The 19,031-nt window shown below is 59.2% G+C and carries 16 protein-coding genes and 2 pseudogenes; 10 read left to right on the top strand and 8 right to left on the bottom strand.

Going from position 1 to position 19,031, the window contains the following annotated elements; all coding sequences use genetic code 11:
• The first annotated feature begins 179 nt into the window (after window positions 1-179).
• Genes ACIOWA_RS24505 through ACIOWA_RS24495 form a run of 3 tightly spaced genes read left to right on the top strand, consistent with a single transcriptional unit; the run spans window position 180 to window position 3,745 of the window.
• A complete protein-coding gene (locus ACIOWA_RS24505; RefSeq protein ID WP_339434207.1) occupies window positions 180-839 on the top strand; it encodes a paraquat-inducible protein A in 660 nt (219 codons plus the stop codon).
• Window positions 826-1,449, top strand: a complete 624-nt coding sequence (locus ACIOWA_RS24500; protein ID WP_339539779.1) for a paraquat-inducible protein A — start codon at window positions 826-828, stop codon at window positions 1,447-1,449. The genes ACIOWA_RS24505 and ACIOWA_RS24500 overlap by 14 nt, the downstream gene beginning before the upstream one ends.
• Entirely contained in the window at window positions 1,442-3,745 is a 2,304-nt protein-coding gene (locus ACIOWA_RS24495; RefSeq protein ID WP_339496184.1) for an MlaD family protein, read from the top strand. Before ACIOWA_RS24500 ends, ACIOWA_RS24495 begins: the two co-directional genes overlap by 8 nt.
• Before the next feature lie 112 nt (window positions 3,746-3,857).
• Here the strand turns inward: ACIOWA_RS24495 and mksF are convergent, their stop codons facing one another.
• The 3 genes from mksF to mksB are packed head-to-tail and all read right to left on the bottom strand — an operon-like array spanning window position 3,858 to window position 8,663.
• Complete coding sequence (mksF, locus tag ACIOWA_RS24490; protein WP_339434204.1) at window positions 3,858-6,698, bottom strand: Mks condensin complex protein MksF; 2,841 nt, start codon at window positions 6,696-6,698, stop codon at window positions 3,858-3,860.
• On the bottom strand, window positions 6,695-7,396 hold the full coding sequence (gene mksE, locus ACIOWA_RS24485; protein ID WP_221731591.1) for an Mks condensin complex protein MksE: 702 nt from the start codon (window positions 7,394-7,396) through the stop codon (window positions 6,695-6,697). Before mksE ends, mksF begins: the two co-directional genes overlap by 4 nt.
• Entirely contained in the window at window positions 7,386-8,663 is a 1,278-nt protein-coding gene (mksB, locus tag ACIOWA_RS24480; RefSeq protein WP_339434203.1) for an Mks condensin complex protein MksB, read from the bottom strand. The genes mksE and mksB overlap by 11 nt, the downstream gene beginning before the upstream one ends.
• Window positions 8,664-8,896: 233 nt before the next feature.
• Between mksB and ACIOWA_RS24475 the strand changes: the two genes are divergently transcribed.
• Both ACIOWA_RS24475 and rimI read left to right on the top strand, forming a co-directional pair.
• Window positions 8,897-9,643 carry an energy transducer TonB gene (locus tag ACIOWA_RS24475; protein ID WP_401162352.1) on the top strand — a complete coding sequence of 249 codons (747 nt, stop codon included), beginning with the start codon at window positions 8,897-8,899 and terminating at the stop codon, window positions 9,641-9,643.
• Window positions 9,636-10,088 (top strand): ribosomal protein S18-alanine N-acetyltransferase, encoded by a 453-nt coding sequence (gene rimI, locus ACIOWA_RS24470; RefSeq protein ID WP_339434202.1) that lies wholly within the window; start codon window positions 9,636-9,638, stop codon window positions 10,086-10,088. The genes ACIOWA_RS24475 and rimI overlap by 8 nt, the downstream gene beginning before the upstream one ends.
• A gap of 101 nt (window positions 10,089-10,189) precedes the next feature.
• On the opposite strand, the gene ACIOWA_RS24465 is transcribed toward rimI, so the two are convergent.
• Entirely contained in the window at window positions 10,190-10,594 is a 405-nt protein-coding gene (locus tag ACIOWA_RS24465; protein WP_339496180.1) for a serine kinase/phosphatase, read from the bottom strand.
• Window positions 10,595-10,745: 151 nt separating this feature from the next.
• Here ACIOWA_RS24465 and can point away from each other — a divergent pair, with 151 nt between their 5' ends.
• Entirely contained in the window at window positions 10,746-11,390 is a 645-nt protein-coding gene (gene can / locus ACIOWA_RS24460) for a carbonate dehydratase (RefSeq protein ID WP_221731587.1), read from the top strand.
• Window positions 11,391-11,398: 8 nt separating this feature from the next.
• On the opposite strand, the gene ACIOWA_RS24455 is transcribed toward can, so the two are convergent.
• From ACIOWA_RS24455 to ACIOWA_RS24445, 3 genes are all read right to left on the bottom strand, one after another.
• Complete coding sequence (locus ACIOWA_RS24455) at window positions 11,399-11,923, bottom strand: lysine methyltransferase (RefSeq protein ID WP_339434200.1); 525 nt, start codon at window positions 11,921-11,923, stop codon at window positions 11,399-11,401.
• Between the two features lie 181 nt (window positions 11,924-12,104).
• A complete protein-coding gene (locus ACIOWA_RS24450) occupies window positions 12,105-13,274 on the bottom strand; it encodes a hypothetical protein (protein WP_339434199.1) in 1,170 nt (389 codons plus the stop codon).
• A gap of 119 nt (window positions 13,275-13,393) precedes the next feature.
• Window positions 13,394-15,094, bottom strand: a complete 1,701-nt coding sequence (locus tag ACIOWA_RS24445) for an acid phosphatase (RefSeq protein ID WP_339508529.1) — start codon at window positions 15,092-15,094, stop codon at window positions 13,394-13,396.
• Window positions 15,095-15,469: 375 nt separating this feature from the next.
• On the opposite strand from ACIOWA_RS24445, the pseudogene ACIOWA_RS24440 reads away from it, so the two are divergent.
• The 3 genes and pseudogenes from ACIOWA_RS24440 to ACIOWA_RS24430 all read left to right on the top strand — a co-directional run.
• Window positions 15,470-16,198: pseudogene (locus ACIOWA_RS24440) on the top strand (PAS domain-containing protein); the annotation flags it as partial.
• Window positions 16,178-16,786 carry a methyl-accepting chemotaxis protein gene (locus ACIOWA_RS24435; protein ID WP_401162350.1) on the top strand — a complete coding sequence of 203 codons (609 nt, stop codon included), beginning with the start codon at window positions 16,178-16,180 and terminating at the stop codon, window positions 16,784-16,786. The pseudogene ACIOWA_RS24440 and the gene ACIOWA_RS24435, both read left to right, overlap by 21 nt.
• Window positions 16,787-16,960: 174 nt before the next feature.
• Window positions 16,961-17,560 carry a flavin reductase family protein gene (locus ACIOWA_RS24430; protein WP_339434196.1) on the top strand — a complete coding sequence of 200 codons (600 nt, stop codon included), beginning with the start codon at window positions 16,961-16,963 and terminating at the stop codon, window positions 17,558-17,560.
• A gap of 93 nt (window positions 17,561-17,653) precedes the next feature.
• Here ACIOWA_RS24430 and ACIOWA_RS24425 read toward each other — a convergent pair whose 3' ends face one another.
• Window positions 17,654-18,022, bottom strand: a complete 369-nt coding sequence (locus tag ACIOWA_RS24425; protein ID WP_339434195.1) for a DUF6124 family protein — start codon at window positions 18,020-18,022, stop codon at window positions 17,654-17,656.
• A gap of 577 nt (window positions 18,023-18,599) precedes the next feature.
• Here ACIOWA_RS24425 and ACIOWA_RS24420 point away from each other — a divergent pair.
• Window positions 18,600-18,830, top strand: a pseudogene (locus tag ACIOWA_RS24420) (type VI secretion system tip protein VgrG); the annotation flags it as partial.
• Window positions 18,831-19,031 lie beyond the last annotated feature (201 nt).

Here is a 19,031-nt window from a genome sequence, read left to right as displayed (position 1 = left end):
TTTCCCCATGTGAGAGTAGGTCATCGTCAAGATTAAATTCCGAAACCCCAATTGCGAAAGCAGTTGGGGTTTTGTTTTGCCCGCAGGAAAGTTTTTGCTTAGGCAGCGAACAAAATTGCACAGTTATTTTCATATCAGAACACTAGAATAGCCCCACCTTTTTCGGAGCCAGAGCCTTTATGTCAGAGTCGGTTGACGCTTGCGGGCTGTCAGATTTACCGCTGGAAGACTTGGTGGCCTGTCACGAGTGCGACCTGCTGATGCGCAAGCCAAGACTTGCTCACGGCGAGAAAGCGCTCTGCCCACGCTGCGGTTACGAGCTATACGCCCACCGCCATAACGTGGTGCAGCGCAGCCTTGCCTTGGTCATCGCTGCACTGTTGCTCTACATACCCGCGAACTTTTTACCCATCATGCAGCTCAATCTACTCGGGCAGTCGTCTAACGACACCGTTTGGAGTGGCGTAGTCGGTCTGTTCGAGACCGACATGCAGGGCGTATCAATTGTTGTCTTCCTGTGCAGCATGGCAATTCCGTTACTCAAGTTACTGTGCCAGTTGATGGTATTGCTGACGATCCGCTTCAATGTCGGTCGCAGTTACGGCTTGCTGCTCTACCGCATTTATCATCACCTCAGAGACTGGGGAATGCTCGAGGTTTACCTCATGGGCGTACTGGTGGCGATCGTCAAACTGGCGGATATGGCGGCCATCACCGTTGGCCTCGGCCTGGTGTGTTTCATTGCTTTGTTGTTGGTACAGGTCTGGCTGGAAGTGGTGATGTCACCGCATCAGATCTGGCAGGCGTTATCTGGAGAGGATGCTCATGCGGGCGATTGATGCAGGCATTCTGATTTGCACCGAATGCCATGAGTTGAACAGGCAAGAGGCGGACACCAATGAGCAAACCTGCACCCGCTGCGGCGCGCGGGTTCATGCTCGTCGGCCGAACAGTCTGGCCCGAACCTGGGCTTTGTTGATCACGGCCGCGATTATCTATATCCCCGCAAATGTGTTGCCGATCATGACTGTCAGTTCTTTGGGGCAGGGTGATCCGAGCACCATCATGTCGGGCGTGATTCAGTTGGTGCAGCACGGAATGATTCCGATCGCTGCGGTGGTGTTCATCGCCAGTATTGTGGTGCCGACCTTCAAACTGGTCGGCATTGCATTGCTTCTGTTTTCGGTGCAACGACGTCAGCCGTTGTCAGCGCGCCAGCGTATCTGGATGTACCGTTTCATCGAGTTCATTGGCCGCTGGTCGATGCTCGATATTTTTGTGATCGCCATTCTCGTGGCGGTCGTCAACTTCGGCCGGCTTGCCAGTGTCGAAGCCAATCTTGGCGCCATCGCTTTCGCCACAGTGGTGATTCTGACGATGCTTGCTGCAGTAACTTTCGATCCCCGACTGATTTGGGATAACACGGAGTCGGACGACGACCATGACTGATTTGCCTGTAGCAAAAACCCGGCCGGCTTCGAACTGGTCTGCCATTTGGGTGTTGCCTCTGATCGCCCTGATCATCGGCGGCTGGCTTGGCTGGCGTGCCTACTCCGAAACCGGCATCGAGATTCAGGTGCGTTTCGAAAGCGGTGAAGGCATCCAGGCCAACAAGACCGAGGTCATGTACAAAGGCATGTCGGTTGGTAAGGTCAAGGCCCTCAAGCTTGACGATGAAGGCAACTCCAAAGGCGTGATCGCCACGATCGAGATGAACAAGGATGTTGAGCAATACCTCAAGACCAGCACCCGCTTCTGGTTGGTCAAGCCGAGCGTAACGCTGGCCGGTATCACCGGCCTGGAAACGCTGGTCTCAGGTAACTACGTCGCGATCAGTCCCGGCGAAGGCGAGCCTGAACGCAAGTTCAAGGCGCTGCCCGAAGAGCCTCCGCTGTCTGACGCCAAGCCCGGTTTGCATCTGACCATCAAGGCTGATCGACTCGGTTCGCTGAACCGCGGCAGCCCAGTGTTCTATAAGCAGATCAAGGTCGGTCAGGTCAAAAGCTACCTGCTCTCGGAAGATCAAAGTACCGTCGAACTCAAAGTCTTTATCGAGCCGACTTACGCCAAACTGGTGCGCAAACACACGCGTTTCTGGAACGCCAGCGGCATCAGCATCGACGCCAATCTGTCTGGGGTGAAAGTGCGCAGCGAATCGCTGGCCAGCATTGTCGCTGGCGGTATTGCCTTCGCCACACCGGAGAACCGCAAGGACAGTCCGCCGACTGACCCAAGCCTGCCGTTCCGTCTCTATGAGGATTTCGATGCGGCAGCCGCCGGGCTCCGGGTCAAGGTCAAACTCAGTGACTTCGAAGGCCTGCAGGCTGGACGCACGCCGGTTATGTACAAAGGCATCCAGGTTGGCAATCTGAAAGCGTTGAAAATCGACCCGGATCTGTCCAGTGCCACCGCGGAGCTGACGCTGGATCCGCTGGCCGAAGACTATCTGGTGGAGGGCACTCAATTCTGGGTGGTTAAACCGTCGATTTCCCTGGCGGGTATAACCGGGCTTGAAGCGCTGGTGAAAGGTAACTACATCGCCGTGCGCCCGGGCGACAAGGGCGGTACACCGAAACGTGAGTTCGAGGCTCGGCCGAAAGCGCCACCGCTGGATCTGCGTTCACCGGGCCTGCACTTGGTGCTCTTTACCGATACCCTGGGCTCGATCGAGGTCGGTAGCCCGATTCTGTATAAACAGGTCAAGGTCGGTTCAGTACAGAGTTATCAGTTCTCCAGAACCAGGAAGCAACTGGTGATCGGTGTTCACATCGAGAAGGAGTACGAAAATCTGGTCAACGCCTCGACCCGGTTCTGGAACGCCAGTGGCATTACGCTGACGGGCGGCTTGACCGGGGGGATTCAGGTTAAAAGTGAATCGTTGCAAAGCTTGATGGCCGGTGGCATCGCCTTTGAAACGCCAGTGGCCAAAGCGCCGTTGCACAAACGCATTCCGCGCTTCCGTCTGTTCGCCAATCATGATGAAGCCAATCAGAAAGGCGCCGTGGTGACGATCAAGGTCGAGCGCGCTGATGGTTTGCGCAGTGGGACACCGGTTCGCTTCAAGGGGCTGGATGTCGGCAAAATCGAAAGCGTTGATCTGACCGACGATCTGCAAGCCGTTATCCTGACCGCGCGAATCACCGAAGTGCCAGAGAAGATCGCCCGCGTCGGTAGTCAGTTCTGGGTGGTAAAACCTGAACTGGGTCTGATCAAAACATCCAATCTGGAAACCCTGGTCACGGGCCAATACATCGAAGTGCAACCGGCCGCGAAGAACCTTGGCCCGCAGAAAAACTTCGTTGCACTGGCCGATCCACCGCAGGTGACCAAGCAAGAGGCGGGTCTGAGTCTGGTGTTGAGTGCTGCTCGCCGAGGTTCACTCAAGCCTGGTGTGCCGGTGACCTATCGTGAAATCACTGTGGGTAAGGTCACGGGTTACGAGCTGGGTCAGACGGCCGACCGGGTCTTGGTACACATTCTGATTGAGCCAAAGTATGCGCCTCTGGTGCGCAGCGGCAGTCGATTCTGGAACACCAGCGGGGTGGGCTTCGATATCGGCTTGTTCAAAGGTGTGACGGTACGCACGGAGTCGCTTGAGACGGTGATTCAGGGCGGGATTGCTTTCGCCACACCGGACGGTGAGCGGATGGGCAATCCGGCGCGTCCTGAGCAGACGTTCCCGTTGTTCGACAAGTTTGAGGATGAGTGGCTGACCTGGGCGCCGAAGATTTCGCTCGGTAAGTGATCAGGATTTGATCTGGCGTCTTGCCTGACAGTCACTACAAACCCCAAGCCATAAAAAAGGGCCGCGATCCAAACAGATCGCGGCCCTTTTTATTGCCTGGTGCTAAGGCCGATCAAACCGCATCCATCTGCGGTTCATCGGCTTCAACATTGAGGGTCGCCTTCACCACATCGTGACGTCGGATGTACTTCCAGTCCGCTTCGTCGATGTAGATACCGGCCGGGCCGCTGCCGCCTTCCAGGTCGATGGCGACACTGGCGCAGACTTGCGGCTTCACACTCGCCAGAATCGGCACGAAGCCCAGTTGCAGACTGGTTTCCAGCAGGGCGGCCTGGTTCTTCTCGTCGATGTCCGCCGCCTCGTCGAGGTAGTACGGCAGGCGTACGCGACCGGCCAGGTCACGATCCATCAAGTGCAGCAACAAGTACATGTTGGTCAGCGCCTTGATGGTCATGGTGGTGCCGTTGGAGGCCGCGCCGTCGATGTCGGTGTGGATCACCGGCTGACCGTTGACCTTGGTGATCTCGAACGCCAGTTCGAACAAATCCTTGAGGCCGAGCTGGTTGTGGTTCGCCGCCACCAGCCGCGCCAGGTATTCCTTGGCCTCTTCGTTCTTGTTGTCCTGCTCGGCGCTTTGGCTCAAGTCGAACACCGACAGCGTTTCGCCTTCTTCGTACTGACCGGCGCTGTGGATGATCTGGTCGATGTGCTTGAGCGCTTCCTTGTTCGGCGCCAGCACAATGCGGAAACTCTGCAGGTTGGAGACCTGACGCTTGTTGATCTCGCGGTTGAACAGTGCCAGTTGATGTTCGAGGCTGTCGTAGTCGCTGCGGATGTTGCGCAGGGTCCGGGCGATGTCAGTGACCGCCGCGCGACGGGCCTTGCCCAGGGTCAAGGCTTCGTCGGTACGGTGCGCGTAAGCGTTGATCAGCAGCGACAGACGTCGTTCCATGTCGTCTTCGCTGTCGAATTTGGCCACGCCTTTGAGGCGCACTTGTGCGTACAGCGCTTCGATCTGGCCATCGGCGCGCAGCAGGCCCTGCCAACTGTCCTGATAGTCGTTGAGCAGCGGCAACAGGTTGTCCATCGAATCGTCGACCGGATCCATGAACGGCGTACCGAACGGCAAGTCCGCCGGTAGCAACTGACGGCGACGCAGGGCGTCGTCGAGGGTGCGTTGCTTGGCTTCCATGTCAGCGATCTGCCGGCCCACCAATTGCAGCTTGGCCGACAGTTGCTGGACGCGCTCGGTGAACGCATCGCTGGAGCGCTTCAGTTCATCCTGCGCGCCTTCCATCTGTGCCAGTTGTTCGAGCTTGTCGCCTTCTTCGGCGCTCAGCGTCTGAGTGCGACGGAAGTCTTCCAGGGCTTTCTGCGCGTCCAGCACTTGCTGGTACAGCGCTTCAGTCTGGGTCTTGCTCGCGGCGCGGTCGGCGGCTACAGCCTGTTGAGTCTTGAGTTGCTTGAGCTCTTTTTCCAGACGCTCTTTCTGATCGCGCAGCGCGGCACGGTCGGCCAGTGCCTGCAGGGCCGGTGGCTCGATGTGCGAGATGTCGATCGACAGCCCCGGCACTTCGAAACGCTCGCCCTTGAAGCCATCAAGGATCAGCTCAACCGATTTGACCCACTCGCCATCCTCGTCGAGGGTGATGCCGTGTTCGCCCAGCGGCAGGCTGAACAGTGCGCTGTTGAACAGGCGCATCAAGCGCTCGACGTCCTGCTGCGAGAATTCTTCGCGCAGGCGCGCATAGCTGTTGTTGTCGGCGTGATCGAGTTGCTGCTTCACCGACTTCAGGCGTTTTTCCAGATCGCGCAGACGCTCTTCCAGATCCTCGGCACTGAACTGACGCGATTGCGCCAAGGCTCCGGCGAGTTCATCGTGAGCGTCTTTGGCCGCGAGCAGTTGCTGCTCCAGCACTTTGACGTCGTCGACCAGGGCAAAGCGATTCTTGAGCACCGACAGCTCGCCGAGCCAGCGCTGGATGCCGGAAATCTCCCGTTCCAGACGCATCAGCTCCTGGGTGCCGCCGCGCTGATCGTTTTGCAGGCTGTCCTGCTCGCCACGGTAGTGGTCGGCCTGAATAGTCAGTTCTTCTTTGCGCGCACTGGCGTAGTCCGACCAGGTGCCGAGCAACGAATCGAGCAGCGGCGACAGGCGATGCAGTTTGCCGCGCAGCACGTCGCGCTGTTTCACGCCGTTGGCCAGGGCCTCAACCAGCGGGCCGGCGGCGACCAGCGAGTTGTAGTCCTGTTCCATGCGGCGTACATCGCGGAACGCTTCTTCGCACGCCGCGATGTAATCGACGCTGCCGGAACGCAGGCTGTGTTCAAACGCGTCGAGGAACAGTTGCTTGAGTTTGGCTGCCGTGATTTCGCGCATGTGCAGCAAGTTGATGAACAGGGCGCGGAAGGTCTTCAGGCTCTGCTCGCTGGTGGAACGCAGCGGGATCAGGGTCAGGTCCAGCGGGATCGACGTGTGACCGCCGACCAGCAAGCGGCGCAGTTCATCGGGTTTGAGTTCGTAGGCTTTCAGGCCCTCGCGCTCAAGGTTGCTGAACAGCTCCTTCTGGCGCAGGCAGGTGTCGTCTTTCTGGTAATGGGCCAGATCGAGCTTGCCGGCGTAGGCAAAGAACTGATGACCGAAACCGCCGCCCGGGCCACGACCGACGACGCCGATGACGTGTGGGCCGTGGGGCAGGTTCACTTCGACGAGGATGTAGCTGGTGTCAGAGGCGAAGTAGAAGCGGCGCGATTGCTCCAGGCTGTACTTGCCGAAACTCATGTCCGACATGCGCGCCAGAATCGGGAACTGCAAGGCGTTGATCGACGCGGATTTACCGAGGTTGTTCGCGCCATAGACCGACAGCGGTTCTTCCAGCGGAAACAGGCCGAGGCTGTAACCGGCGGTGTTCAAAAGGGCAAAGCGGCGGATGCCGTAGCGTTCCTGGCTCATGCGTCGGACTCCTGTTCTTCGGCAATGGCACGGGCCAGTGCGTCTTCTTCGCTTTCTTCGTCAAATTCGCTGAGATCGAGCGGGTCGTCGGTTTCCAGCAGTTTGGCTTCGGCGGCTTCGTCGATCAGCACCGGCGCTGGCAGCGGCAATACGCTGTGTACGCTGGCCGCCAGATCGCGGTCTTGCTGCACCGACAGGCACACATCGAGGAACCGGTGCATCGGTGGCAGGAAGCGATAGACGCCGTTTTCTTCGCCGGCGAAACCGAGCTGAGTCATGCGGCGCATGATTTTTTCTTCCAGCTCTTCAACCGTCTGCACTTCAGCCTGAATGAACAGGTCGCGGTATTTTTCCAGCAGCGACGGCAGCTCTTCGCGGCCGAGGCTGCCGCCGTCGAGCACGGCAATCGGATCTCGGCCCTGATCGGCCAGATGCTCGACGAGGATGAAGGTGAACAGCGCCAGACGCTGAGCCGTCTTGTTCACCGCCGCTGCCGCCATGTCCGGCACAAAGTAGTAGAAACCACGGGTGTCGCAGACCAGTTCAAAGCCCAGCGCCTTGAACAGCGTGCGGTACTGGTCCTGGAAGTTCGACAGTTGTGCGTACAGTTCCGGGTCGCGGCGGCTGACGTGGTAGCCCTTGAACAGTTCGCGGAAGATCGGCGCCAGTTGGGACAGTTCGGAGAGATCAAGATGCATTGGGGATGCTCGCAGAATCCTCGGCGGCGGGGTCGCGGGCCGAGAGCAGGGCGAAGGAGCGCAGGCTGACCTGGTGCTCGTGAGTGTGGTATTCGCGGCGTTCCAGACGCTCGCGCTTGAAGCGTTTTTCCCGCGACAGACGCGAGAACCAGTAGAGCAATTCGTCGGTGGCGCCGTCCGGCTCCTGCTCCAGCAGCCAGGTCATCAGATCCGGCATCGGCAAGGCTTCTTCGCAGCGGTCGACCATCTCGCGCACGGTGCGGGGCGCGCGTGGGGCTTCGCCTTTCTGGGTCTTGTGTGCCTTGGGGAAACGCGCCGGTTTTGGCTCGAAACGCGCCAACGCATAGACGTAGGCTTCGACCTGACTGGCGCTGCCGAGGAAGGTGCTTTGCGGGCGAGTAAACAGCGGCATGGCGGCTTGTGGCACAGCGTCGATGCCTTTACGGCGAATGGCCGCCAGGGCCAGCGCGGCACCACGGGTCACGGCGTTATGTCGACGGGCTTCTTCACGCAGCGGCAGCAGCAGTTCCCGGGCATGACGCAGGGTCAACTGGGCGCTGGTCTGCATTTCGAGGATGCGCGCGTGGGTGCGCAGCAGCATATCGTCGTCGACCAGATGGCCGAGGCGCTGTTGCTCGCTGAGCATCTTCAGCAACACGGTTTCGACCTTGCGCACGCCTTGTTCGAAGGCGCCGTCGGCGTTCACCAGGTCGATCATCGGCTCGACGTATTCGTCCCACGTTGCCAACACTTCGGCATAACGCTGACGCAACGGAATCTGACGATCGCTGGTTTTGGCTCGTTCGGCCACGGCCACCAGCGCTTGCTCGTCGTTATCGAGTTTTTTCAGGACGTCGCGCACGCGCATGTCGAGCAAGCGCAATTGGCGGGCGAGGTCGTTGCCATCACGGATGTCGAACGCGTCCTGAATGTAACCGGCCAGACGTTCGAGGTGACGCAGATAGGCTTCGATCTCCAGGCACAGGCCCAGACGGTGCTCACGGCGCAGGTAGGCGAGAAAGTCGTGAATCTGTGCGTTGAGCTCGAAACGATTCGGGCTTTTCGCCACAGGCACCAGAATGTCGAGGCGAATCCACACGTCGAGCAGGCTGGTAATGTCCTGCGGCGTGCTGTCCAGTTGTTGGGCGGCCAGTTGCGTGCGCAGTTCGTTGAGGCTCAGGGTGCCTTGGTCGAAGTGCTCGCACAGTGGCTCCAGAAGTGCCCAGTGTTCAGCGAGGGCGCGCAAGACGCGCTTGGGTTCGATCATCGGAATGGCCGGCTGGTTGGCGATTAAAAGCCGCGATTGTACTGCATCACGAAGGATGCGATTCACTCTCGGGACGGGCTGTCGCATTTTCGAAGGTAGAGAGCTCAGGTCAAGGCTATCGATCAACAGCAAGCGATCTTGAGCGAAGGGCGGTAGAATCGGCACACTTTCAGTTATCCACAAGTGGCCGACCCTTGCTTATCGAGTCCCGCCGCCGCGCCTATTTGAACGCCATGCAGGTGGTCAACTGGCTGCCGCGCACCGAACTGCCTTTCGCCGCCCCCTCGCGGCCCGAGCTGCTGGACATGCCCGAGCCTGAGATTGAGGTGCCGGTGGTGCTGGCTCCAGAGGCCGAAGCCCCGGTGCAACCGGCCTTGCGCCCCACCGAACGGCCGAAAATCGAAGTGCCGCGCCCTTCACTGGCGAGCACCCGAACCAATGCCAAACCGGTGGAAGAGGTCGACGACACCCCGGTGGTCGCCAAACCGGCGCCGGTTCCGCCACCGCGTTTCGCCCTGCAATTGCTGCGTGCCGGTCGCTGCCTGCTGTTGGTGGAGTTACCCACAGGGGAGCCGTTCCAGAGTCGCGACCCTGCGTATCTGCTGCTTAAAGACATGCTGCGCGCTGCCGGGCTGCCGGATGCGCCGCAGATCGTCGGCGAGCCGGTACGCTGGCCGTGGTTGAACCGCGGCACCCTGGATCAGGGCCCGGACGCGGCGCGTGACTTTGTGCAGGGTTTCCTCTCGGTGCAAATGGAAGCAGCGCCGTGTGCCTGCCTGTGGCTGATCGGCCTGCCGGCGGTGCGTTTTGCCGGTGAAGCGGACGCCGAAGCGTTCAATCGTGAATTGCAGATCGAAGGTCTGGGCTCGGCCTGGGCCATCCCGGGTCTGGAATTGTTAATGGAAGAGCCACAGCGCAAGGCCGCTGTTTGGCAAGCCATGCGTCGGCTGATGGCGCGCTGGAAAGAATCGAATGAGTGACGCTGTAACGTTCCGCCCGATGATCGAGGCGGACCTGGATGCTGTGCTGAAGATAGAGTTCGCGGCCTACAGCCATCCGTGGACCCGCGGAATTTTTCTCGATGGCCTGGGCAAATACCAGATCTGGCTGATGTTCGAAGGTCAGCAACAGGTCGGTCATGGGGTGGTGCAGATCATTCTAGATGAGGCGCATCTGCTGAACATCACGGTCAAACCGGAGAATCAGGGCCGCGGGCTGGGCCTTGCGTTGCTTGAGTACTTGATGTCGCGGGCGTATGCGGCGTCTGCCCGAGAATGCTTCCTGGAAGTGCGCGACAGTAATCGGTCGGCGTTCAGGCTGTATGAGCGCTACGGCTTCAATGAGATTGGCCGGCGTCGGGATTACTACCCGGCGGTGGGCGGGCGTGAAGATGCTGTGGTCATGGCCTGCACTCTGGTTGACTGATCTTTTTTAAAAGCTTCGCGAGCAAGCCCGCTCCCACAGGGATAAGCATTTGAGTGTGGGAGCGGGCTTGCTCGCGAAGGCGTTCTGTCAGACGCCACCGATCAGCGGTTGCCGTCCAGCGGATCACGCCGCGCCAGTTCCGCCTCATCCAGGCCATTGCCGCCACCGATATCGTCCTCATCAACGACGCTCAAATCCCAGTCAGCCTGATGATCCTCGCCCATTTCGTCGGCGTCCCGGGCCCCGTCCTCGTGGATGAGTGTTTCCGGGCTCATGTCATCGTCTGTCGGTTCATGATCAGCGACTGAAGCGCCCGTCATACCGGCTTCACGCACGCGGTCCTCTGGTATCAGTTGCTGGCGTTCGCGCTCGGGCAAAGCCTCACCAATCTTCGCGCTGGGCTGCTCGTCGTCGAAATCCAGTTCATGCACCGAACCCATGCGGTCTTCGTTATCATCGATGGGTTCCGGTTGCACCGCGTCAAAAGGGCGTCGTGAATCAGTCATGGCAATTCCTCATACTGTGGGCCTTACTGGGTGGACACACCGGGCACGGGAGAAATTCCAAGAAAATACTCCCGCGTTATCTATCGCGTATCCGTGACCTCGACGGACGGTCGTCTGTCATACCTGCGCATCTTTCTTGAGGCCTTACAGCATGCACGACTTACAGAATCTGATTGATAACAACGAGCGTTGGGCTGACGCGATCACCAAGGAAGACCCGGATTTCTTCGCCAAACTGGCGCGCCAGCAAACGCCTGAATATCTTTGGATCGGCTGCTCCGACGCACGAGTACCGGCCAATGAAATCGTCGGCATGCTGCCGGGGGACCTGTTCGTTCACCGCAACGTGGCCAACGTGGTGCTGCACACCGATCTCAACTGTCTGTCGGTGATCCAGTACGCGGTCGACGTGCTCAAGGTCAAACACATCCTTGTCACCGGCCACTACGGCTGCGGCGGTGTGCGGGCGTCGATGCAGGATGGCCAGCTCGGCCTGATCGATGGCTGGCTGCGTTCGATTCGCGACCTGTATTACGACAAGCGCGATGAGCTGGCGAAACTGCCGACCGAAGAAGAGCGCGTCGATCGCCTGTGCGAACTCAACGTGATCCAGCAAGTCGCCAACGTCGGCCATACCAGCATTGTCCAGAATGCCTGGCATCGCGGGCAGAGCCTGTCGATCCACGGTTGCATCTATGGCATCAAGGACGGTCGCTGGAAAAGCCTGGACACGACCATCAGTGGTTTCGAGCAGTTGCCGCCGCAGTACCGTTTACGTCCGATCGGCGCGTTGTAATCGGCTGATCAACGTGAGCGGGCGTTTCGCCAGCGCTGCAAAAAGTGCTGGCCTTCGCGGTTGGGTGGTTCGTTGTAACCCGTGATCCAGCCGCGACAACGTGGGGAACCACAGTGGCAGGCGAACTGGCGCGGCAGTGTGTCTTCCGTGGCGGCGTGGTCCATGGTCAGCCGCTCGCCGCTGTGGATATCTTTCAATGCCCACAGCCATAACTCAGTCATGTCCAGAAACACGTTCGGGTCGCAAGAGTGTTCCAGTAGCCCGCAAAAGCGCGGGTCGTAAATGTGGATGCCCTCCATCAGTTGGCGGGTTTGCCGGCAGCGGTAGGGTAGCAATTGCCCCGAGACCCGGCACATTCGGCTGATACGCATGAATTCACGGCGTGCGACGACTGCCGTGGGCGTGCCGTGTTCATCGTGGACGATGGTGTAGTCGGCGCTGGATGGAAAACCCAGACGCACGGGCAGCCCGGCAAACGGGTAGATGCCTTCGGTATCAGGTGGACGGGATTTTGCGCGGGCTTGAGTGTTCATAACCATCCTTGACCGAAAAAATTGCGACTCCCTTGCACCGGCGTCCTGCCGGCTCAGCAACATGGCTATTTGGATCCAATATTGTCTTGAAAGGTATAGCCCGTCTACTGTCAGATATGACAGGCGACAAAGACGCTTTCCCGCGTCAGTCATCACTGACGCGGGAATGGCACGGGCGTGGTTACAGGTGCGGAGCGGGGACGGTGGCGGCAGGCGGGGTTTTAAGCTGTTGCAGTTGCGCCTTGATCGGCGGGGTAGCGCACTGGGCAGTGGCTTGTTCCGGCGTCATGTCGCGGATCGAGGTGTAGAACAACTCGCAGGTTTTGACTTTCTGCGTCACCTGCCAGGTCTGGGTGCAACTGTTGAGTAAGGTCTGTGGATTACTCCCCGGTTTGCTACCCATCCCGGCCTGCCAGCAGGCGGCGCTCAAATCCTGTCCCATGACTTTAAGGCCTGCTGCGTCAGCCTTGGCTTGTGCATCATCGCCGGTATAGCTCTTGGGATCGGCGGCGTACCAGATGTAACTCGGGTGGTTCGAACCGAGCACTGGCACATTCACGCCTGCGCTCGGGGTGATGGTCGCCAGCCCCAGCACGCCAACCGTCGGCCCATACTGCTGCTTGATCCAGTTGCGCACCGGAGCGCCGAAAGCGACCATCGGCAGCGTTGTGCCGCTGGCGGTCTGACTGAACTGCTTGACCAGTGTGGTCTGGTAGTCCTTGAAGTAGTCATACACGCCTTCCAGGTCACTGCCAGCGTTGGACGGCGCTGCGATCGGGGCGATGTCGATGATGGTCTGGTAGGCCGGCGTCTGATCGGCGGGAATGCCATTGACCGTCAACAGCGTTGCCCAGCGGTCGGTGGTGTTCGAGCGCAGATAGTCCTGTGCCTGAGTCAGTGAATAATCCGGCGGGAAGTGCAGCAGCTCGACACTTTTGCGATTTTCCAGGGCCATGCCCAGCGGCAGGAACAGGTACCAGCTATAGGCCCATTTGCCGTCTGCGTTGAGCTTGCTGGCGCCGGTATAGGCCAGATCGCCAGCATCGAGCAGCGCTGACAGCGGTTTATCGTAGTCTTTTGGCACCCCAGTGATTTCGGCGTAGAGCTGGCCGTTATCGGTTTTGACCAAGACTTTTGCATCGGTATAACCGTCGCGTTGCACGCTTTGGCTCAAATAGTGGGCGACAGTCTGCTCCAGCGACCAATTGCGAAAGCAGATCACGCTGCAATTGTTGGGGTAGGCGAAGAGGCGGGTAACGCGCTCGGTGCTGCCCAGTTTCAGGTCGGCATCGGCGTGGGCCGCCGCGCTCAGCGTGAGCGCGGCGAGGGTGAGTCCTGCGAGTTTGAACATGCTCAGATCCTTTTCAGCGTGGTTTCCCCGAGAGTCGGGGGCGCCTCATATTGGATCAGTCGCGTGATGTAGAGAAGCCGTCATCCGCAGTTTTTTGCAGCGTGTTGCAGGACTGGCACTCAGGCCTGAAAGTGCAGAGCGTTGGTCAAATCGCCCATGGGTTCCTGACCGCGGGCGATCATCGCGTCGTCACGCTGTTTGAGGCCGTCGAGCGTTTCCAGTTGGAAGACGCGGGTGATCAGCCGCAGGATCGACGCCGTGTCATAGACCGTGTGATCCACCGTGCCCTTGCGCGCGAACGGCGACACCACGAGGGCGGGGACCCGCGAACCTGGCCCCCAGCGGTCGCCCTTGGGCGGCGCAACGTGATCCCACCAGCCACCGTTTTCATCGACGGTGACGATAACCACCATGTTTTTCCACTGGGGGCTTTGGCGAAGCACTTTCAGGGCACGCACGATGTGCCGGTCACCGGACGCCACGTCGGCATAACCGGCGTGCATGTTCAGGTTGCCTTGAGGTTTATAGAAACTCACCGCCGGCAACTTGCCGGCCTCGGCGTCGGCGAAGAACTTGTTGGTACTCGACTCGTCGCCCAAACCGGCATCGCGCAAGCGTTTGTTGCGCTCGTCCGGGTTTTGCGGGCCTTGCTGCTTGAAGTAGTTGAACGGCTGGTGGTGATACTGAAAGTTGGGGATTTTTGGAATGCCACCGGAGTCCTTGTATTGCTCCAGCGTCGCCTGCCATGCCCCGGCGTACCAGGCCCAGTCGACGTTCTTTTTCGACAGTTTGTCGCCGATGTGTTCGTGGGTCTGGGGCACCATGACGTTTGGCAGATCCGCTTTTGCGTACGCTGGGCGCTCCGGGTCGCGAATCCACGTTGGCCAATAGGGCGGGGCAAGCGTATTGACGCCAAAACCGTCCGGCGTCAATGCGCTCGGGCCGAACTGCGGTGGCCCGGTCATGGCGCTGGCCGGTGATTGCTCCAGCGGCTTGAGACGCGGATCGGCCGGATCGTCGCTTTGCAGGGCGGCGATTTGGCTCTTGGCCACCGAGTGGGCCGCGTCCGGATAGAACGGTGCGGTGGCGCTGATCAGATACTGGTGGTTGAGGAACGAACCACCGAAGGCACCCTGAAAGAAGTTGTCGCACAGCACGAATTCCTGCGCGACGTCCCACAGACGCAGGGAATAACGGCTTTGGGCATAGTGGCCCATGGTCAAGCCACCGGAGTCGGCCCACGCCACAAAACCGTCGTTCTTGCCGCCGTTGATCTGCATCTGGTTCTGATAAAACACATGCCACAAGTCGCGAGTCACCAGCCCGAACGGCAAGTCCTCGCCGTTCGGGCCTTTGAGGGCAAACGGTGCATTGGGCAGGTTTTGCTGAAACTGCGTGGCACTGGGGTAGGTCACGCCATCCAGCGTTTGCGGGCCGACCTGCAACACGCCACCCCAGACCTGAGGCAGGGTTTGCAGCAGACTGCCGTCGCGGTCGCGTTGTTGATAATCGGCAGGCTTGAGCGCTGACAACGGTTTTTCCACGCCGGGGAAATCGCCGAACAGGTTATTGAAACTACGGTTCTCGGCGTAGATGACCACGACTGTTTTCACTTGATCGCGCAGGGCCTTGTCCAGTTCAGCCGGGGACAGTGGGCGTTCGGCCGGTTTGCCAGGCTGATCGCCGGCATGACTGCACCCGGCCAGTGTTGCGCCAACGCCCAGCACCGCGACGCCGCCGAGAAAGCGGCGGCGACTGGTGTCGGTGGGATTGTCGGATTCTGGCGAGGAGGGGTCTTTGTCGTTTGTCTCGTCGTTCATATCGCGCCCGTTTTGCTTAAATGTTTCAGTATGTTTCTGCCGGACGCTAGCAAGCGGATGTGACGGTTGGGTTACGGCCTGGAGGCCGCTGAGAAACTGATGATGGCGCTACCGTGCCTGCTGATCGGGGTTGGTCGGTCTGATGCCGATCTGCGTCACGTTCTGCGCGGTAATGGGCGCGGAAAGCGTTTTGAGCGCTGCGTATTTAGGCCTCTGGGGTGCCGCGCACGGACCAATGTCAGGTGGCGGGAAATGCCTGATTCGGCGTGCATGAAGTATTTTTGACTGGGCAGTCTCAAGCGCTCTTCAGAAAAGCGTTCCAAGGCCGATGGTTAGGCTGTACACCGCCTCTCAATCTATCCATCGGTGCTTTCCATGTTCAACAAACGCTTGAAGCAAGAGCTGGCTGCTCTTCGTGAAGAACTCTCCAGCCTTGTGCAAGTAAAGGAAAGTCTGGATAGCGAGATGCTGGTGCTGACCCTTGAACCGGACGGACGGATTCAATCGGTCAATCAGAACTTCCTCAATGAGATGTTCTACAAGAGCCACGACCTGATTGGCCGCGCGATTGAAGACATCGTGCCGGCTCACGTCAAATCCGACGAATTCCACCAGCGCTTCAAGAACGCCATGGCCCGTGGCGAGCATTTCGCCGGTGCCGTGCGCCTGTTGCGTGGCAATGGCAACGAGGCCTGGTTGCGTTCGATCGTGCAGCCTGTGCGCTCCTCCGATGGGCGGATCCGGCACATCTCGATCTACTCCAGCGACCTGACCCGCACCATTGAAGCGTCCCGCGAGCACGAAAACCTGATCGGCGCACTGGTACGTTCCACGGCACTGATCGAGTTTGATCTCAACGGTAACGTACTCAATGCCAACGAGCGCTTCCTCAGCAGCATGGGTTACAGCCTGGCGCAGATCAAAGGCAAGCATCACCGCATGTTCTGTACTCCGGAGGAATACAACAGCGCCGAATATCAGAACTTCTGGCATCGCCTGAACAGCGGTGAGTTTGTCGCCAACCGTTTCAAACGGGTCGACAGCCATGGTCGTACGGTTTGGCTGGAGGCTTCCTACAACCCGGTGGTCGATGCCAACAACAAACTGTACAAAGTGGTGAAATTCGCCACGGTGATCACTGAGCAGGTCAACCGCGAACAAGCCGTCGCCGACGCCGCCAGCATTGCCTACAGCACCTCGCAACAAACCGACAGCACTGCGCAGCGTGGCACCACCGTGGTGACCGAAGCGGTGAATGTGATGCGTGACTTGTCGCGGCACATGCAGACAGCCAGCGAAGGCATCGAAGCACTGAACGAACAATCGCAAGTGATCGGCTCCATCGTCAAAACCATCAGCGGGATTGCCGAACAGACCAATCTGCTGGCACTCAACGCCGCCATTGAAGCGGCCCGTGCGGGGGAGCAGGGGCGCGGCTTTGCGGTGGTGGCCGATGAAGTGCGACAACTGGCTTCACGTACCAGTCAGGCGACCGAGGAAATCGTCGGCGTGGTACGGCAGAACCAGGACATGGCGCGCAACGCCGTCGCACTGATGACCGACGGTAAGTTGCAGGCCGAACAAGGGCTGGCGCTGGCGGCGGAGGCGGGCACGGTGATTGTCGAGATCCAGGACGGCGCGCAGAAAGTGGTCGATGCAGTCGGCCAGTTTGCCAATCAATTGTCCAACTGATCGGACTAACCCTCCCACCTGTGGGCGAGCTTGCTCGCGAAGAGGCCGTTACATTCAGTATTGATGTCGACAGGCCTGACGTCTTCGCGAGCAATCTCCCACATGTTGTTTCATCGCCACTGCTTGCTGTGCGCTGGCGCTACAATCTGTTCCTTTTCCCCGGAGCAGATCCCCATGAGCGCCGCCCACCGCCGCCCGGTTCCCCTGAACAAAGCCTATCGTTTGCTCAATCACGGGCCGACCGTACTGGTCAGCGCAGCCCATGATGGCCAACGCAACATCATGGCCGCCGCGTGGGCGATGCCGCTGGATTTCGAACCGCCGAAAGTCGCGGTCGTGCTCGACAAGTCCACCTGGACCCGTCAATTGCTCGAAGCCTCCGGCACCTTCGTCCTCAACGTGCCGTGCGCCAATCAGGCCGACATTGTGCAAACCGTCGGTAACACGTCGGGGCTGGAAATCACTCAAAACCAAGGGCAGGACAAGTTTCAGGCGTATGGCTTGCAGACCTTCAGTGGTGAACAAGTCGACGCGCCATTGCTCGACGGTTGCGTCGCCTGGCTCGAATGCCGCTTGTTGCCTGAGCCGCGCAATCACGAACAGTACGATTTGTTTCTAGCCGAAGTCATCGCCGCCCATGCCGACGAACGCGTGTTCAGTGAGGGGCGCTGGCATTTCGACGGGCAGGATGGTTTGCGCACGCTGCACCATGTGGCGGGCGGGCATTTCCTGACGATTGGTGATCCGGTGGATGGCAAGACGCTTTCGGTTTGAATGGCCGCTTCGTGGTTGCTATTTGACCTTTGGCCGCCAGAAATAAAAATCCGATGCCTGTACGGGCATCGGATTTTTTATGCGCCGCCGTACTTACGCCGTCGGCTGAACGTTATCCAGTGCCTGATTCACCGCCAGCTCACTCAGCATGACGATTTGCGCGATGCCCAGCGCGGTCTTGCGGTGTGAGGTATCAAGCATGGCGGCGAAGTTGTTGAGCATCTCGGTGACCGAACCCAGCGTTTCGCTGGCATTGGCCAGCAGGGACTCGGTGTCATACGCCGGGTTGGCGAGGTACATCGGTTCGTAGGGGCGATTGGACGCCATGAGGTGAGCGGTCGGTTTGAGGTAGTGGTCGAGGGCGCGGTCGGCCGCTTCGTGGAGTTTTTTGCTGTCGATGGAGGCGTAGGGGGACGTTGGGTCGGTGTTTGTTTCGGGGGGATTGGGTGTTGGTTTTTTCATGGTGTTCTCCGATCAGGATTGGAGCTGGCCGATTCGGTTTCCGAACGAATAGGTGGCAGCTGTGCGCAGGTTGGAAACCCGGGGAACGGAGAACCCGGTTGACCCGAAGGTCTCCCACGCACAGCCGCCATAACGGAGTGCACACCATGAAGGTGCGCAAGGATACGTTATGAAAGGAGCTTGTGCGCTCGGTTCTACTCGGGGTTTCCAATCCCGGTCGCTGAATTGGCAGCGACGAGCACAGCCTAGAGACCGGACGTCCGACGGACAACCTGAAAACCTTGTGGGACGGTTCTGTATTTTTCCCTCAGTTGTTAAACATCCCGAATTGAAATACACAATGTGCCGCCCATCAATCCGGGCGTTGTTTGCCGTGGAATTTGAGTTAGTGATTTACCCGCCACTGATCTTCGATGAGGGGGGATTTTCTAATTCGCGAAGCGTCCTACAAGTGTTGGCGAGTCTCCCTACATAGAATAATCAGCTCCCTTGTTACCGTGCCCGCCAGTTCTCGCGAGCACAAACCAGGGACGGTTTCGACATCGCGCTCTTTTCCTCTTTGCTTAAGGATAAGCGTATGTTCCGGCCGGCCAATGCGGCGCATTTCTCGTTGCAGATTCCTGCGATCCGTCACGACTTCAAGGTGCTGGCCTTCAGCGGCACCGAAGCAATCAGCAACCTTTACAACATCCACATTGAACTGGTCAGCGAGCACCCGGATTTCGATCTGGAGAGCTTGCTCAGCCAACCGGCGTTTCTGCAATTTGGCCATAACGGCGAAGGCATTCACGGGCGCATCGAAGACGTGCTGACCGACAAGGACTTCGCCCGATGAGCGCCGAAAAACTGGCCATGGTCGACGAGGCCGCTCAGGCCCAACGCGAGGCCAAAGCCCAGCCACACGCTGATATCAATTGCACGGTGCATCCGTGTCCCGCCAGTCAGCCCGAACTGTTTGTGGTGCCGGTGCGTTACGCGCTGGCGCACGAAAAGGCTGAACACGCTTGTT

Origin of the sequence: Pseudomonas sp. NPDC087614 (genome assembly GCF_044743485.1) — a bacterium.
GTDB lineage: Bacteria > Pseudomonadota > Gammaproteobacteria > Pseudomonadales > Pseudomonadaceae > Aquipseudomonas > Aquipseudomonas baetica_A.
The sequence above is the reverse complement of the archived record's forward strand: the minus strand, read 5'-3'. Positions and strand labels throughout refer to the sequence as shown.

Coding starts and splice junctions, on each gene's coding strand:
- ACIOWA_RS24505 (WP_339434207.1), top strand. CDS start 180: ATGTCAGAGTCGGTTGACGCTTGCGGGCTGTCAGATTTACCGCTGGAA.
- ACIOWA_RS24500 (WP_339539779.1), top strand. CDS start 826: ATGCGGGCGATTGATGCAGGCATTCTGATTTGCACCGAATGCCATGAG.
- ACIOWA_RS24495 (WP_339496184.1), top strand. CDS start 1,442: ATGACTGATTTGCCTGTAGCAAAAACCCGGCCGGCTTCGAACTGGTCT.
- mksF (WP_339434204.1), bottom strand. CDS start 6,698: ATGAGCCAGGAACGCTACGGCATCCGCCGCTTTGCCCTTTTGAACACC.
- mksE (WP_221731591.1), bottom strand. CDS start 7,396: ATGCATCTTGATCTCTCCGAACTGTCCCAACTGGCGCCGATCTTCCGC.
- mksB (WP_339434203.1), bottom strand. CDS start 8,663: ATGATCGAACCCAAGCGCGTCTTGCGCGCCCTCGCTGAACACTGGGCA.
- ACIOWA_RS24475 (WP_401162352.1), top strand. CDS start 8,897: ATGCAGGTGGTCAACTGGCTGCCGCGCACCGAACTGCCTTTCGCCGCC.
- rimI (WP_339434202.1), top strand. CDS start 9,636: ATGAGTGACGCTGTAACGTTCCGCCCGATGATCGAGGCGGACCTGGAT.
- ACIOWA_RS24465 (WP_339496180.1), bottom strand. CDS start 10,594: ATGACTGATTCACGACGCCCTTTTGACGCGGTGCAACCGGAACCCATC.
- can (WP_221731587.1), top strand. CDS start 10,746: ATGCACGACTTACAGAATCTGATTGATAACAACGAGCGTTGGGCTGAC.
- ACIOWA_RS24455 (WP_339434200.1), bottom strand. CDS start 11,923: ATGAACACTCAAGCCCGCGCAAAATCCCGTCCACCTGATACCGAAGGC.
- ACIOWA_RS24450 (WP_339434199.1), bottom strand. CDS start 13,274: ATGTTCAAACTCGCAGGACTCACCCTCGCCGCGCTCACGCTGAGCGCG.
- ACIOWA_RS24445 (WP_339508529.1), bottom strand. CDS start 15,094: ATGAACGACGAGACAAACGACAAAGACCCCTCCTCGCCAGAATCCGAC.
- ACIOWA_RS24430 (WP_339434196.1), top strand. CDS start 16,961: ATGAGCGCCGCCCACCGCCGCCCGGTTCCCCTGAACAAAGCCTATCGT.
- ACIOWA_RS24425 (WP_339434195.1), bottom strand. CDS start 18,022: ATGAAAAAACCAACACCCAATCCCCCCGAAACAAACACCGACCCAACG.